Raw genomic sequence first — 14,250 nt, 5'->3', positions numbered from 1 at the left:
TGATACCAGCTTCAGCCCGCGATGTTCTCAGCTCTACAGCACCTCTTCAATCACCCAGACGCTGACGCTACCGCCGTTGCAGGTAAAAGTGCCGCAGCCTTCGTCGTCGGTTTCCACCACCTCCTGGCGATTGCCGAGAAAGTCTTTCCAGCGCTTATTGCCATAGTTGGCTCCCAGCGCCAGCGTTTTCTCGCCCTCATCGCCGTTCGACAATATCACCACGCATCCCGGATCCTCCTCGGTGCCGCTGCGGCTAAAGGCAATGCAGTTAGGGTGGTCGAACCACAGCGTCTGCACGCCGTGGGCAAAACGTTGGCGAGCATCGATCAGCTCATGCAGCTGTTCGATCACCGGCATCTCAATGGCATAGGTCTGGCCATCGCCGCCGGTATCCTGGTAGCTGGCGCCGAAAAGATCGGCATAAAAAACCGAAGGCACGCCATTCTCGCGCAGCAGAATGAGCGCATAGGCCAGCGGTTTAAACCACGGCTCCACCGGTGCTTCCAGCGCCTGCAGCGGCTGGGTATCGTGGTTGGTGACCAGCGTGACGGCATGAAAAGGATCGGCTTCAACCAGTGTGCCGCTAAAAATCTGGCTCATATCGTAATCGCGCCCCTGGCGAGACGCTTCATGGAATTTCATCTGCAAAGGCGCATCAAACAGCATCGTCTGGCCGTCCACCCGATCGATATACTGCTGGAGCTTATCGACTTCATGCGACCAGTACTCCGCGACGATAAACAGCGGTTTGCTCGCCACTTCCTGGACGTGCTCGATCCACTCTTTGTAAAACCAGGCGGGGATATGTTTCACCGCATCAAGACGGAAGCCGTCACAGCCGGTTTGCTCCATGACCCAACGCGCCCAGTACTTCAGCTCCTCGGTGACCGCATGGTTACGAAAATCGATGTTTTCACCCATCAGATAATCAAAGTTGCCCATTTCGTCATCGACCTGGTCGTTCCAGCCCTCGCCGGTATAGTCGTTAACGATCTTAAAAACGCCGTCCTCGTCGGGGTTCTCAATATGATCGATGCCGCTGAAGCACCTGTAGTCCCAGATGAACTGCGAATACTGCCCGGCGCGGGCCGGGAAGGTGTAGCGTGTCCACGCCTCGCACTCGATCACCTCAGCGGCGATTTGCGTGCGATCCTGCTCATCGACGCGCTGTACGCGGATTGCCTCTTTTTCATCCGCGCCCATTTTATGGTTGACCACCACATCGAGCAGAACGGCGATATCGTGCTGTTTCAGGGCGGCGATGGCGGCCAGCAGCTGCGCTTTGTCGCCGTATTTAGTGGCGATAGTGCCTTTTTGGTCGAACTCGCCGAGGTCAAAAAGATCGTAGCTGTCGTAACCGACGGAGTAACCGCCGGAAGCCCCTTTCGAAGCGGGAGGCAGCCAAATCATATTAATGCCGATCTCATTCAGATTTGGCGCCAGGGCTTCGACTTCGCGCCACAACTCGCCGCCGGTGGGGTAATACCAGTGAAAGCACTGCAATAACGTGGGGTTTTTCATCTTCCGTGCTCCAGACGTCATCAAGCTGACCTTTGCAGTATGAGAGATCTCCAGCAAATTCGACCAATTTTGACTGCCTTTTTGCTATACCCTGAACCGCTGCATATATAATAAATTCGCATAAGATGTAGCGTATCGGTGTTGGTGTGCAGGGTTAAACGCCTTACACTACAAGAAAATATCACTATTAGGGGTATCTATGAAATTAGCACTTCTGGGTCGTCAGGCGCTGATGGGCGCCATGGCCGTTGTTTTAATGGCGGGCGTCAGCGCTAAAACCTTCGCCGCAGAAAATCTGCTGGGCCAGATTAAAGATCGCGGTACGCTGCGCGTAGGCCTGGAAGGGACCTATCCGCCGTTCAGCTATCAGGGCGACGACGGTAAGCTGACCGGTTTTGAAGTCGATTTTGCCAATGAACTGGCAAAACATCTGGGCGTGAAGGCCGACCTGAAACCGACCAAATGGGACGGTATGCTGGCTTCCCTCGATTCCAAACGTATTGACGTGGTGATTAACCAGGTCACTATTTCCGACCAGCGTAAGCAAAAATATGACTTCTCGACCCCCTATACGGTCTCCGGTATCCAGGCGCTGGTGAAAAAGGGTAACGAAGGGGTGATCAAAACCGCGGCTGACCTGAAAGGCAAAAAAGTTGGTGTCGGTCTGGGGACCAACTACGAAGAGTGGCTGCGCCAGAACGTCCAGGGTGTGGATATTCGTACCTATGATGATGACCCGACCAAATATCAGGACCTGCGCGTAGGCCGTATCGATGCGATTCTGGTTGACCGCCTGGCGGCGCTGGATCTGGTCAAGAAAACCGGCAACACCCTGGCGGTGACCGGCGAAGCGTTCTCCCGTCAGGAATCTGGCGTGGCGCTGCGCAAAGGCAATGAAGATCTGCTGAAAGCGGTCGATGGGGCGATTGCCGACATGCAGAAAGACGGTAGCCTGAAAGCGCTGTCGGAAAAATGGTTTGGCGCCGACGTGACGAAGTAACGACCGGCGGTGAAAAAAGGCGCTACTGATAGCGCCTTTTTTTATTTCGTCCGCCAGTGCGTGCATAATAAAGAGAACTCAGTCAGGAGGTACCATGTCACTGCAAAATTTAACGCGCTTCCCGCGCCTGGAACTGATTGGCGCGCCGACGCCGCTCGAATATCTGCCGCGCCTGTCCGATCATCTGGGCCGCGAGATTTTTATCAAACGTGACGACGTGACTCCGCTGGCGATGGGCGGTAACAAGCTGCGTAAGCTGGAATTCCTCGCGGCAGATGCGCTGCGCGAAGGGGCGGATACGTTAATCACCGCCGGCGCCATTCAGTCGAACCACGTCCGGCAAACGGCCGCCGTCGCGGCAAAACTGGGTCTGCACTGCGTCGCGCTGCTGGAAAACCCGATTGGCACCCGCGCCGAAAACTATCTCACCAACGGCAACCGTCTGCTGCTGGATCTGTTTAATACCCAGGTCGAGATGTGCGATGCGCTGAGCAACCCCGATGCCCAGCTGGAAGAGCTGGCAACCCGCATTGAAGCGCAGGGCTACCGGCCGTATGTGATCCCGGTGGGCGGCTCCAGCGCCCTTGGGGCGCTGGGCTATGTGGAAAGCGCTCTGGAAATCGCTCAGCAGTGTGAAGGGGCGGTCGCGCTCTCTTCCGTGGTGGTGGCATCCGGCAGCGCCGGGACCCACGCGGGACTCGCGGTAGGCCTGGAGCAGCTGATGCCGCAGACCGAACTGATTGGTGTGACGGTGTCACGCAAGGTCGCCGACCAGTTACCGAAAGTGGTGGCCCTGCAGCAGGCGGTGGCGAACAGTCTCGAGCTGCAGGCTAACGCCGGGATCCAGCTGTGGGATGACTATTTCGCGCCAGGCTACGGCACGCCGAACGATGAAGGGATGGAAGCCGTGAAGCTGCTGGCGCAGCTGGAAGGCATTCTGTTGGATCCGGTTTATACCGGGAAGGCGATGGCCGGTCTGATTGACGGCATTCAGCAGAAGCGCTTTAAGGATGAAGGGCCGATTTTATTCATTCATACCGGCGGAGCGCCGGCGTTGTTTGCCTATCATCCTCATATCTAAAGCAGAACACACAGAATGCAAGAGAGTATCCAACTGGTTATCGATTCCGCGCCTTATTTGCTGAAAGGCGCGGTATTTACGCTACAGCTGAGCATCGGCGGCATGTTCTTTGGCCTGGTGCTGGGCTTTATCCTCGCGTTGATGCGCATGTCGCCCCTCTGGCCGGTGAAATGGCTGGCGAGAATGTACATCTCTATCTTTCGCGGTACGCCGCTGATTGCCCAGCTGTTTATGATCTACTACGGTCTGCCGCAGTTTGGCATTGAGCTGGATCCGATCCCGGCGGCGATGATTGGCCTGTCGCTTAATACCGCGGCCTACGCGGCGGAAACGCTGCGTGCGGCGATTGCCTCGATTGACAAAGGGCAATGGGAAGCGGCGGCCAGTATCGGCATGACGCCGTGGCAAACGCTGCGGCGGGCCATTCTGCCGCAGGCCGCGCGGGTGGCGCTACCGCCGCTCTCCAACAGTTTTATCAGCCTGGTGAAAGATACCTCGCTGGCGGCCACGATTCAGGTTCCTGAACTGTTCCGTCAGGCGCAGCTGATAACCTCGCGAACTCTGGAGGTCTTCACCATGTACCTGGCCGCCTCGCTGATTTACTGGGTGATGGCGACGGTACTGTCCACGCTGCAAAACTATTTTGAAAATCAGCTGAATCGCCAGGAGCGTGATCCAAAATGAGTGCCATTGAAGTCAAAAAGCTGGTGAAAAAATTCCACGGCCAGACGGTGCTGCACGGGATCGACCTTAGCGTGCAGGAGGGGGAGGTCGTGGCGATTATCGGCCCCAGCGGTTCCGGTAAAACGACGCTGCTGCGCAGTATTAATCTGCTCGAACAGCCGGAAAGCGGCACTATTCGGGTGGGCGATGTCACTATCGATGCCTCCCGCAGCCTCAGCCAGCAAAAGGGGATGATCCGCCGCCTGCGCCAGCATGTGGGTTTTGTGTTCCAGAGCTTCAATTTGTTTCCGCACCGCACGGTGATGGAAAACATCATTGAGGGACCGGTTATCGTCAAGGGCGAAGATAAAAACGAATCCATTATCCGCGCCCGGGAGCTGCTGGCGAAAGTGGGGCTGACCGGTAAGGAAAACAGCTATCCGCGCCGGCTGTCCGGTGGCCAGCAGCAGCGTGTGGCGATAGCTCGCGCGCTGGCGATGCGCCCGGACGTGATCCTGTTTGATGAGCCGACATCGGCTCTCGACCCGGAGCTGGTGGGTGAGGTGCTGAACACCATTCGTCAACTGGCGCAGGAGAAGCGCACTATGGTTATTGTGACCCATGAAATGAGCTTCGCCCGCGATGTCGCCGACCGTGCGATCTTTATGGATCAGGGCCGTATCGTCGAGCAGGGCGAGGCAAAAGCGCTGTTTGCCAGTCCGCAGCAGCCGCGCACCCGCCAGTTTCTTGAAAAATTCCTGATGCAATAATCATTACCAGCCAGCTGCGGCCGTCCCCAGCGGCGAGGGCGGCCGCGACCACACCACCGGCGTCCCCGGCAGTTGCAACGGGAAACGCAGGCGCTCGCCGAGGCCGAAGGCTGACCACTCCAGCGCTGGCTGATAATCTGCCGATCGCGGCGCGGCGAAAGGCGCAGCGGGATCCGGCGTTGGCCACTGCATTAAAAAGGCCGCCACCCGCGCCAGTGATAAGCGGGCGCGATAACCTTCGCCGTGAGCGAGGCGCTGATAAAGGCCTTTGAGTACCGCCGCCGCCATTAAATAGCCGGTCCCATGATCTAAGGCCTGAACCGGTAGCGGCACCGGTTTGTCGGCCTGACGCCACGCCTGACCGGCGGCGGTAATGCCGCAGGCCATCTGGACCAGACTGTCAAAGCCGCGGCGGTTACGCCACGGCCCGCTCCAGCCCCAGGCATTGAGCGAGACATCGATCAGGCCCGGTCTGAGACTGACCCGCGTCTGGCTATCGAACCCCAGCGCATCCAGGGCATCGGCGCGATAGCCATGCACAATCACATCGGCTTGACAGAGTAAATCTATTAAACGCTGCTTATCGATTGGCGATTTTATATTCAACCGCGCGCAGCGCTTGCCGAGGGCGATCTCTTCTTCCAGCGTCGGTTCATGCCAGTCTGGCGGATCGATACGCAGCACCTCGGCGCCGAGGCCGGCCAGCAGACGTGTCGCCACCGGGCCGGCAATAATTCGCGTTAAGTCGAGAACCCGCATGCCGAGCAGCGGTCTGCTACCCGGCAAAGGCCAGCTAACCGCCGGGTCCGTAGGGAGAGGCTCCTCGATCAGCAGCGGCTCCTGGCTGACCGCCCGTCCTTGCGGGTGTTCCAGCCAGCGCTGTGCGCTGCGCATGGCCGCCGCGCAGCCTCCTGCCTCCACGATGGCTTGCTCAAGAGCTTCGGCTCGCCACCGGCGGACCTCTGACGCCAACGTCTCGCGGCTTTCATGGTTGCCTAACACCCGAGCCATGGCCCGTCGATGATGGGGCGCATTGGTATGCAAACGGATCCACCCCTCCTGCGTCGGATAATCACCCGCCAGCGGATCCCAAAGCGGACGGGGAAGGCGATTGATCGGCCGCAGACTGTGGTTGAACCAAAAAGCGGCGAGACGCCGATCGATACATGGCGTCCGGGTGCTGCCGATAAGCTGCGCCAGCTGTCCGGCCATCACGCCGAGCGAGGCGGCGGCAAAATCGGTGACCGCAAAACAGGAGGGCAGCGCTCCCTGCTGGGTGAATTCGATAGCCGGAGCAGGGTGGGCGCTAAAGGCGCTCCACAACTGGCAATATATCGGCGGCAACGATAGCGGGGGCGACATACTCTTCTCCTGTCAGCGGTGAATAGCGTCAGTAACGGTCTAATAAGTGCGATGTATACGATATTTTATACATATAAATAAGATTTATGTGTTAGTTTTCTGTATTTCTAATAATGATTATTACTCAGGGGTTATTTGGTCGGTTATGAGGGACAATGATTTTTTCAGCTGGCGGCGGGAAATGCTGCAACAATTTCAGTCAGTCTCGGCAGGAGGAGAGGTTTATAATCTTCTGCAGCAGCAAACGGAAGAACTGGAATATGACTACTTTGCGCTTTGCGTACGCCATCCGGTGCCGTTTACCCGGCCGCGGATAACGCTGCAATCGACCTATCCGCAGGCATGGATGTCGCACTATCAAACTGAGAATTATTTTGCGATCGACCCGGTCTTGCGCGTGGAAAATTTCCTGCGCGGCCACCTGCCGTGGAATGACGGCCTGTTCCGCGATACGCCGGAATTGTGGGCCGGAGCGCGCGATCACGGGCTGTTGAAGGGCGTGACCCAGTGTCTGACCTTACCGAATCATGCTCAGGGCTTTCTCTCCGTTTCCGGTGAGAGCCGCAGCGCGGGCCCCTATCATGAAGATGAACAGGAGATGCGTTTAAGAACGCTGACCGAACTTAGCCTGCTGACTTTATTGCGCCTGGAAGACGCGATGGTGATGCCGCCGGAAATGAAGTTTAGTCGCCGTGAGCTGGAAATATTGAAATGGACGGCGGAAGGGAAGACCTCGGCGGAAGTGGCGATTATTCTCTCTATCTCAGAAAATACCGTTAATTTTCATCAAAAGAATATGCAGCGAAAATTTAATGCGCCGAATAAAACGCAAATCGCCTGTTACGCGGTGGCGACAGGGTTAATTTGAGCGAGTAAAGTGTTCTGCGTGTCAGACGTGGGACCGGCTGTCAGCGACGCTCACAGCCGGTTTACTGTTACTGGCGGTAAGCTTGTTTAATTTGCTTAACCGTGCTGGAGAATACGGCAGCCTGAGCCTCATCTTCCATCTGCGTGATCTGTTTTTCCATTTTAATAATCACCCGACCTGCATCAGCCTGGCCCATTGCCTGGAGCATCAGCGTCAGCAGCGTTTTCAGGCAGGTTACTTCCTGCGCCAGTTCTTGATTATTTTCTGCAGTGGAAAAATCTGGAGTGCTCATCGATATCCTCGTTTGCTATCGGCGCTTTTGCGCAATACTAAATGTTAAGGCGGCGCAGTATACCACAAGCTGCGGAAAAAAAAGGAGCGCGTGATTTCTGTTCTCTCATCAGAGCTGCGGGTGGTTTAATTGACTGAATAATACGTACTCTTCGCCGCCGCGGCCGTTAATTTGTGCCCGGGAGGTTTTCAACGTTAATTATTGTTACATATTTTGTTTCGTATTTATCTTCACGATCGTGCCTGATGGCAAAGACGTTTTTTGTAGGGGAAATGTTAAAATTGAAGCGTAATACAACTCACTGTTATGTATAAGTTTCCACTCACTGTGCAAACAAATTGCCATGCCGCGGGAAGAAACTTTCCGTCGGACATTCTTTTGGCTTTTAAAGTGACGAGAAAACCCGGTAATATGTGTGAGATAAGCTATCAGTAGCGTTATCCCTAATTCTGGAGATTATTCCTTTGATCAACGTCCTTCTTGTTGATGACCACGAGCTAGTGCGCGCAGGGATACGACGCATTCTGGAAGATATAAAAGGGATTAAAGTTGTCGGTGAATCCTGCTGCGGCGAGGATGCCGTGAAATGGTGTCGCGCCAACCCCGTCGACGTTGTCCTGATGGACATGAACATGCCGGGGATCGGCGGTCTGGAGGCCACGCGTAAGATTGCGCGCGCTATCGTCGATACCAAAGTCATTATGCTCACCGTGCATACTGAAAATCCTCTGCCTGCGAAAGTCATGCAGGCGGGTGCCGCCGGCTACCTGAGTAAAGGTGCTGCGCCGCAGGAGGTGGTGAATGCCATTCGCTGCGTTGCGTCCGGTCAGCGCTATATCGCTTCTGACATCGCCCAGCAAATGGCGCTAAGTCAGATTGAACCGGAAAAGACGGAATCGCCGTTTGCCAGTTTGTCTGAACGCGAATTGCAGATTATGCTGATGATCACTAAAGGTCAGAAGGTGAATGAGATCTCAGAGCAGTTAAATCTGAGTCCTAAAACCGTGAACAGCTATCGTTACCGGATGTTCAGTAAATTAAACATCCACGGTGACGTTGAGCTGACCCACCTGGCAATTCGTCATGGTCTGTGCAATGCGGAGTCGTTAGCAAGTCAGTGAGTGATGTTTTTGACGCAAAAGCCTTCCTGAAGACGGTTACCAGCCAGCCGGGCGTTTACCGGATGTATGATGCTGGTGGCACCGTCATCTATGTCGGTAAAGCAAAAGATCTGAAAAAACGGCTGAGCAGCTATTTTCGGAGCAACCTGGCTTCGCGTAAAACGGAAGCGCTGGTGGCGCTGATTGCGCAAATCGACGTGACCGTGACCCATACGGAAACGGAAGCGTTGCTGCTTGAGCACAACTACATCAAGCTGTATCAGCCGCGCTATAACGTGCTGTTGCGCGATGATAAATCCTATCCCTTCATTTTCCTTAGCGGCGATCCTCATCCGCGTCTGGCGACGCATCGCGGGGCGAAACACGCCAGGGGCGAGTATTTCGGTCCTTTCCCCAATGGCTACGCGGTGCGCGAGACGCTCGCTCTGTTGCAAAAAATCTTCCCCATCCGCCAGTGCGAGAACAGCGTATACCGCAACCGTTCGCGTCCGTGCCTGCAGTACCAGATTGGCCGCTGCCTGGGCCCCTGTGTCGCCGGGCTGGTGAGCGAAGAAGAGTATGCGCAGCAGGTGGAATACGTGCGCCTTTTTCTCGCCGGGAAAGACGATCAGGTGCTGACGCAGCTGATTGCGCGGATGGAGAAGGCCAGCCAGGCGCTGGAGTTTGAAGAGGCCGCGCGTATTCGCGATCAGATTCAGGCCGTCCGTCGGGTGACTGAGAAACAGTTTGTCTCCAATACCGGCGATGACCTGGATGTGATTGGCGTGGCGTTCGATTCGGGTATGGCCTGCGTCCACGTGCTGTTTATCCGCCAGGGAAAAGTGTTGGGCAGCCGCAGTTATTTTCCCAGGGTGCCAGGCGGTACCGAGCTGGGTGAAGTGGTGGAAACCTTCGTCGGTCAGTTCTACCTGCAGGGGAGCCAGATGCGCACCTTACCGGGTGAGATTCTGCTCGACTTTAATCTTGGCGATAAAACCCTGCTGGCGGACTCTCTCTCCGGGCTGGCGGGACGGCGGGTGAACGTCCAGACTAAGCCGCGAGGCGATCGCGCCCGCTATCTGAAACTGGCGCGAACCAACGCCGCGACGGCGCTGACCACGAAACTTTCTCAGCAATCGACGATTCATCAACGCCTGCAGGCGCTGGCGACCTTGGTCAAGCTGCCGGCCGTGAAGCGCATGGAATGCTTTGATATCAGCCATACCATGGGCGAACAGACGGTGGCTTCCTGCGTGGTGTTCGACAGCAACGGGCCGCTGCGCGCGGAGTATCGGCGCTACAATATTAGCGGAATTACCCCGGGAGATGATTATGCGGCGATGAACCAGGTTCTGCGCCGCCGCTACGGCAAGGCCATAGAAGAGAACAAGATTCCCGATGTTATCCTGATAGACGGCGGTAAAGGCCAGCTTGGGCAGGCGAAAACCGTCTTTGCCGAGCTGGATGTACCGTGGGACAAACATCATCCTCTCTTATTGGGGGTGGCAAAAGGTAGCGATCGTAAAGCCGGGCTGGAAACGTTATTCTTTGAACCAGAAGGCGAAGGCTTTAACCTGCCGCCGGATTCGCCTGCTCTGCACGTCATTCAGCATATTCGCGATGAGTCGCACGACCATGCCATCGCCGGGCACCGTAAAAAACGGGCTAAAGTGAAAAGCACCAGTACGCTGGAAACTATCGAAGGGGTAGGGCCAAAACGCCGTCAGATGCTGCTGAAGTATATGGGGGGTCTGCAGGGGTTACAGAAGGCCAGCGTCGAGGATATCGCTAAAGTACCGGGTATATCTCACGGTCTGGCAGAAAAGATCTTCTACTCGTTGAAACATTAGGGGCTCTGTAGCAACATAGGGCTAATTTTTACTTCTAACAGATAGTTACCTGTCACTATGCAATTTAATATCCCTACATTGCTTACCCTGTTTCGCGTCATCCTGATACCGTTTTTTGTGCTGGCGTTTTACCTCCCGTTTGTCTGGGCGCCTTTTGCTTGCGCGCTGATCTTTTTTGTCGCCGCCGTGACCGACTGGTTTGACGGGTATCTGGCGCGCCGCTGGAATCAGAGTACGCGTTTCGGCGCTTTTCTCGACCCGGTTGCCGACAAAGTGATGGTGGCGATTGCGATGGTGCTGGTGGTTGAGCACTATCACACCTGGTGGGTGACCTTGCCGGCGGCGACGATGATTGCGCGCGAGATCATTATTTCCGCACTGCGTGAATGGATGGCCGAACTGGGTAAACGCAGCAGCGTGGCGGTATCGTGGATTGGTAAAGTCAAAACCACCGCGCAGATGACGGCGCTGGTGTGGATGCTGTGGCGGCCTAATGCCTGGGTCGAGTGGGCGGGGATCGCGCTGTTCCTCGTCGCAGCGGTGCTGACGCTGTGGTCCATGCTGCAATATTTGAACGCCGCGCGCGGGGATTTGCTTGATCAGTGATCGTTTCGGCGCAAATTTCAGCAAACGACACAAGGATTTAAAAAATATCGTTGACTCATTGCGCCAGGTAAGTAGAATGCAACGCATCGAACGGCGGCACGGCTTGCCAGACGATAACAAAATCAAGTGATTAGCAAATTAGCATTGATAATGCGGGAATAGCTCAGTTGGTAGAGCACGACCTTGCCAAGGTCGGGGTCGCGAGTTCGAGTCTCGTTTCCCGCTCCAGTTTAAAAAACATCGGCAATTGCGGGTGTTCAGGCATTAAGGCGCGTTAGCAAAGCGGTTATGTAGCGGATTGCAAATCCGTCTAGTCCGGTTCGACTCCGGAACGCGCCTCCACTTTACATCCCGAGCCCGGATGGTGGAATCGGTAGACACAAGGGATTTAAAATCCCTCGGCGTTCGCGCTGTGTGGGTTCAAGTCCCACTCCGGGTACCATTGGGATGATGCAGAATAATCAAAGCAATAAGCAGTGTCGTGAAACCACCTACGGGTGGTTTTTTTGTTTTTGTCCTCTTTTTTATTCATTCCCCCAATTTCCTGTATGTGGTCCGATAATCTCAGGCATACCTCCGGTTAACGCTGTTATCATCAGTACGTTAATGACTCAGTAAAAAAGAGGTTCTGATGCCGCATATGGGCCAGCCGGAGAAACGCAAAATCTTCATCGGCGATATCCACGGTCAGTCGGGCAAGCTTGCAGCGCTGCTCGGCCATCTTCGTTCTCAGGAAAATGGCGATCGCAGTACGCTGATCTTTGTGGGCGATCTGATTGATAATCGGCAGGGGGCAGAGATTAACCATCTCTCGGTCCTTGAGCGGGTGAGGGCGGAAGTGGTATCCGGCCGGGCAATTTGCCTGATGGGTAATCATGAATTTAATGCAATTGGCTGGGCGATGCGCCATCCGGAGAGCCGTCAGCCGTTACGTCCGCATTCGGCGAATAACCGGCGTCAGCATCAGGCCTTTCTGGATGACGTCGGCGAAGGGAGTCGACAGCATGCTTTCTGGATTGACTGGTTCAGGTCGCTGCCCCTGTTTGTCGATTATGGCGATATCCGGGCGGTGCATGCCTGCTGGGATGAGGAGGCCATTGCGCATCTGCGTCCATGGCTGGATGAACAGAATCGATTGAAGCCCGAGAGCTGGGTTCATGCCTTTGATCAGCAGCATCAGCTGTTCCGGTCGATCGAGACGATACTGAAAGGGCCTGAGCTGCAACTGCCCGCGGGTTTTAGCTTCGAGGATAAAACCGGCGTTGAGCGTCGTCATATCCGCGTGCGCTGGTGGCTAAATGCGGCAAAAACGTATCGCCAGATCGCCCAGGTGCAGCCGGAGATGGTCAGCAGGATACCGGATTTGCCGCTGGAGCAATCTTATCCGCCGATGGCCGGTATCCCTGTCGTCGTTGGGCATTACACCTTATCGGGCGAACCGCAGCTATTGAGCGATAGCGTGGTTTGCGTTGATTACAACGCGGCAAAAGGCCAGCATCCGTTACGCGCGTGGATCTACGACAGCGCTGCGGCGAGCGTCGCGCAAGGGCGATTTGTCAGCCCGGCTGACTAGTATCTGGTCGCAATCTCCACGCGGTGCCCCTCATTTTCTCAGGCGTACAATCCGCAAACTACGGTAAAATACTCGTCCGGTTCGCCGGAACATTATCCTTTGGGAACGGCATGCCGTTACGGCAATAAAAATAATTTTAATGAGGGATCTTATGGCTACATGGCTTGAAAGCTACGGCAATTGTTTTCGTAAATATGCCACTTTTCGCGGTCGTTCAGCGCGAAGCGAGTATGTTATTTTTACCGTCGCCAACTTTGTACTTTCTATTGTGTTGGGGCTCATTCCGGTGATTGGCGGGCTGTTTGGCTTGATCGTTATTATCCCCGGCATCGCGGTGGCGGTACGCCGCCTGCACGATCTGAATAAATCCGGCTGGTGGCTGTTGGCGCCTTACGCCATCATACTCCTCGGTTTTATGGGGATTATCGGTACCGTTGAGGACGGTACGGCCGCTGCCTGGATATGGGTCACCGCGCTGGGCGGCATTGCGATCCTGGTGATGTCCATCTGGCTGCTGTTTGCCCGCGGTACTGATGGTGTTAACCGTTTTGGTGAGGTTCCGCAGGATAATGAACGCGGCCAGAGCGCGCCGATCTCTTCGGCTGACGACGTAAGAGAACGCCTGACGCAAGCGAAAAAAATGTTTGATGACGGGACGATCAGCGAAAGCGAGTACGCAACAATGCGCGCCAGCATCATTAAGGACATTTAACCCGCGCTGAGTACGGCGCCGGGTGGTTTTCTGCCGCTATTTCCGCTACTGTATGCGCCATTTTTCTACCACGACGAGCCTGTTTATGAAAACCGGACCCCTGAACGAAAGCGAACTGGAATGGCTGGACGATATCCTGTCGAAATACGCCACCGATGGCGCCATCCTCGATGTCTCAGAGCTTGACGGCCTGCTGACGGCAATCCTCTCCGGACCGAAGGAGATTGAACCGGCTCAGTGGCTGCTGGCTATCTGGGGCGGGGCGGACAACGTGCCGCGCTGGGCGAACGATCGCGAGCGTGACCACTTTGTTAACCTCACTCTGCAACATATGAGCGATATCGCCGAGCGTCTTGAGGAGTATCCTGACCAGTTCGAGCCGCTGTTCGGAACGCGCGAAGAAGAAGGTCAGGAGCTGACTATCGTTGAAGAGTGGTGCTTCGGCTATATGCGCGGCGTCGGCCTCAGCGACTGGTCCGCTTTACCGGCGGAGCAGCAGGCGGCGCTGGACAATATTGCCCTGCACGGCACGGAAGCGCAGTTTACGGCGGTTGAAGCGCTATCGGTCGATGAGTTTATCGCCAGCGTGGACAATATCACTCCGGCGGCGCTTTCTTTATACCAGTACTGGGCAGAGCACGCTCAGCCAGAAACGGTGCAGCAGCCTTTCAGAAATGAAGCGAAGGTCGGGCGTAACGATCCGTGCCCGTGCGGTAGCGGCAAGAAGTATAAGCAGTGTTGCCTGGCAAAATAAAAAGCGGCTATCCGGCGAGCGCCGATCGGTGAAGATTCGGTTAACGCCGGCAGTGGGTGTTAAAGGGCGCCATGGCCATCGTGGCGCCCTTTTTAAAT

The 14,250-nt window shown here is 55.7% G+C and carries 14 protein-coding genes and 3 tRNA genes; 14 read left to right on the top strand and 3 right to left on the bottom strand.

The features are described from left to right. Positions 1 to 33 precede the first annotated feature (33 nt). A complete protein-coding gene (gene amyA, locus EDF73_RS01010) occupies positions 34 to 1,521 on the bottom strand; it encodes an alpha-amylase (RefSeq protein WP_132724836.1) in 1,488 nt (495 codons plus the stop codon). Positions 1,522 to 1,720: 199 nt separating this feature from the next. Between amyA and tcyJ the strand changes: the two genes are divergently transcribed. The 4 genes from tcyJ to tcyN all read left to right on the top strand — a co-directional run bounded on the left by tcyJ (position 1,721) and on the right by tcyN (position 5,035). Continuing rightward, positions 1,721 to 2,521: a cystine ABC transporter substrate-binding protein gene (gene tcyJ, locus EDF73_RS01005; RefSeq protein WP_132724834.1), complete on the top strand. Its 801-nt coding sequence runs from the start codon at positions 1,721 to 1,723 to the stop codon at positions 2,519 to 2,521. Between the two features lie 94 nt (positions 2,522 to 2,615). Continuing rightward, on the top strand, positions 2,616 to 3,602 hold the full coding sequence (gene dcyD, locus EDF73_RS01000) for a D-cysteine desulfhydrase (protein ID WP_132724832.1): 987 nt from the start codon (positions 2,616 to 2,618) through the stop codon (positions 3,600 to 3,602). A gap of 15 nt (positions 3,603 to 3,617) precedes the next feature. Next, positions 3,618 to 4,286, top strand: a complete 669-nt coding sequence (gene tcyL / locus EDF73_RS00995; protein ID WP_132724830.1) for a cystine ABC transporter permease — start codon at positions 3,618 to 3,620, stop codon at positions 4,284 to 4,286. Beyond that, complete coding sequence (gene tcyN / locus EDF73_RS00990; protein WP_132724828.1) at positions 4,283 to 5,035, top strand: L-cystine ABC transporter ATP-binding protein TcyN; 753 nt, start codon at positions 4,283 to 4,285, stop codon at positions 5,033 to 5,035. The genes tcyL and tcyN overlap by 4 nt, the downstream gene beginning before the upstream one ends. Positions 5,036 to 5,038: 3 nt before the next feature. Here tcyN and EDF73_RS00985 read toward each other — a convergent pair whose 3' ends face one another. Further along, positions 5,039 to 6,397: a CoA transferase gene (locus EDF73_RS00985; RefSeq protein ID WP_132724826.1), complete on the bottom strand. Its 1,359-nt coding sequence runs from the start codon at positions 6,395 to 6,397 to the stop codon at positions 5,039 to 5,041. 145 nt (positions 6,398 to 6,542) lie between these two features. Here EDF73_RS00985 and sdiA point away from each other — a divergent pair, with 145 nt between their 5' ends. After that, the gene (sdiA, locus tag EDF73_RS00980; protein ID WP_132724824.1) at positions 6,543 to 7,265 is read left to right on the top strand and encodes a transcriptional regulator SdiA; all 723 of its coding nucleotides are present in this window, start codon (positions 6,543 to 6,545) and stop codon (positions 7,263 to 7,265) included. A 67-nt stretch (positions 7,266 to 7,332) separates the two neighbouring features. Here the strand turns inward: sdiA and EDF73_RS00975 are convergent, their stop codons facing one another. Next, positions 7,333 to 7,557 (bottom strand): DUF2594 family protein, encoded by a 225-nt coding sequence (locus EDF73_RS00975; RefSeq protein ID WP_004864152.1) that lies wholly within the window; start codon positions 7,555 to 7,557, stop codon positions 7,333 to 7,335. A 464-nt stretch (positions 7,558 to 8,021) separates the two neighbouring features. Here EDF73_RS00975 and uvrY point away from each other — a divergent pair, with 464 nt between their 5' ends. The 9 genes from uvrY to EDF73_RS00930 all read left to right on the top strand — a co-directional run bounded on the left by uvrY (position 8,022) and on the right by EDF73_RS00930 (position 14,152). After that, entirely contained in the window at positions 8,022 to 8,678 is a 657-nt protein-coding gene (uvrY, locus tag EDF73_RS00970) for a UvrY/SirA/GacA family response regulator transcription factor (protein WP_132724822.1), read from the top strand. Next, the gene (gene uvrC / locus EDF73_RS00965) at positions 8,675 to 10,507 is read left to right on the top strand and encodes an excinuclease ABC subunit UvrC (RefSeq protein ID WP_132724820.1); all 1,833 of its coding nucleotides are present in this window, start codon (positions 8,675 to 8,677) and stop codon (positions 10,505 to 10,507) included. The genes uvrY and uvrC overlap by 4 nt, the downstream gene beginning before the upstream one ends. Before the next feature lie 57 nt (positions 10,508 to 10,564). Further along, on the top strand, positions 10,565 to 11,113 hold the full coding sequence (gene pgsA, locus EDF73_RS00960; protein ID WP_004864143.1) for a CDP-diacylglycerol--glycerol-3-phosphate 3-phosphatidyltransferase: 549 nt from the start codon (positions 10,565 to 10,567) through the stop codon (positions 11,111 to 11,113). Between the two features lie 152 nt (positions 11,114 to 11,265). Beyond that, positions 11,266 to 11,341: transfer RNA gene (locus EDF73_RS00955), tRNA-Gly, on the top strand. A 40-nt stretch (positions 11,342 to 11,381) separates the two neighbouring features. Next, positions 11,382 to 11,455: transfer RNA gene (locus EDF73_RS00950), tRNA-Cys, on the top strand. Between the two features lie 13 nt (positions 11,456 to 11,468). Further along, positions 11,469 to 11,555: transfer RNA gene (locus EDF73_RS00945), tRNA-Leu, on the top strand. A 189-nt stretch (positions 11,556 to 11,744) separates the two neighbouring features. Next, entirely contained in the window at positions 11,745 to 12,686 is a 942-nt protein-coding gene (locus EDF73_RS00940; RefSeq protein ID WP_132724818.1) for a metallophosphoesterase, read from the top strand. A 151-nt stretch (positions 12,687 to 12,837) separates the two neighbouring features. Beyond that, entirely contained in the window at positions 12,838 to 13,398 is a 561-nt protein-coding gene (locus EDF73_RS00935; RefSeq protein WP_132724816.1) for a DUF805 domain-containing protein, read from the top strand. An 85-nt stretch (positions 13,399 to 13,483) separates the two neighbouring features. Continuing rightward, complete coding sequence (locus EDF73_RS00930) at positions 13,484 to 14,152, top strand: YecA family protein (protein ID WP_132724814.1); 669 nt, start codon at positions 13,484 to 13,486, stop codon at positions 14,150 to 14,152. The last annotated feature ends 98 nt before the right edge of the window (positions 14,153 to 14,250 follow it).

It is taken from the genome of Klebsiella sp. BIGb0138, from assembly GCF_004342285.1.
GTDB lineage: Bacteria > Pseudomonadota > Gammaproteobacteria > Enterobacterales > Enterobacteriaceae > Klebsiella.
This window is presented reverse-complemented; position numbering and strand designations above follow the sequence as displayed.

Bases quoted from the DNA above. Each gene is read 5' to 3' on its own strand.
- EDF73_RS00975 (WP_004864152.1), bottom strand. From the start codon at position 7,557: ATGAGCACTCCAGATTTTTCCACTGCAGAAAATAATCAAGAACTGGCG.
- tcyL (WP_132724830.1), top strand. From the start codon at position 3,618: ATGCAAGAGAGTATCCAACTGGTTATCGATTCCGCGCCTTATTTGCTG.
- EDF73_RS00985 (WP_132724826.1), bottom strand. From the start codon at position 6,397: ATGTCGCCCCCGCTATCGTTGCCGCCGATATATTGCCAGTTGTGGAGC.
- pgsA (WP_004864143.1), top strand. From the start codon at position 10,565: ATGCAATTTAATATCCCTACATTGCTTACCCTGTTTCGCGTCATCCTG.
- EDF73_RS00940 (WP_132724818.1), top strand. From the start codon at position 11,745: ATGCCGCATATGGGCCAGCCGGAGAAACGCAAAATCTTCATCGGCGAT.
- EDF73_RS00935 (WP_132724816.1), top strand. From the start codon at position 12,838: ATGGCTACATGGCTTGAAAGCTACGGCAATTGTTTTCGTAAATATGCC.
- tcyN (WP_132724828.1), top strand. From the start codon at position 4,283: ATGAGTGCCATTGAAGTCAAAAAGCTGGTGAAAAAATTCCACGGCCAG.
- sdiA (WP_132724824.1), top strand. From the start codon at position 6,543: ATGAGGGACAATGATTTTTTCAGCTGGCGGCGGGAAATGCTGCAACAA.
- amyA (WP_132724836.1), bottom strand. From the start codon at position 1,521: ATGAAAAACCCCACGTTATTGCAGTGCTTTCACTGGTATTACCCCACC.
- tcyJ (WP_132724834.1), top strand. From the start codon at position 1,721: ATGAAATTAGCACTTCTGGGTCGTCAGGCGCTGATGGGCGCCATGGCC.
- dcyD (WP_132724832.1), top strand. From the start codon at position 2,616: ATGTCACTGCAAAATTTAACGCGCTTCCCGCGCCTGGAACTGATTGGC.
- EDF73_RS00930 (WP_132724814.1), top strand. From the start codon at position 13,484: ATGAAAACCGGACCCCTGAACGAAAGCGAACTGGAATGGCTGGACGAT.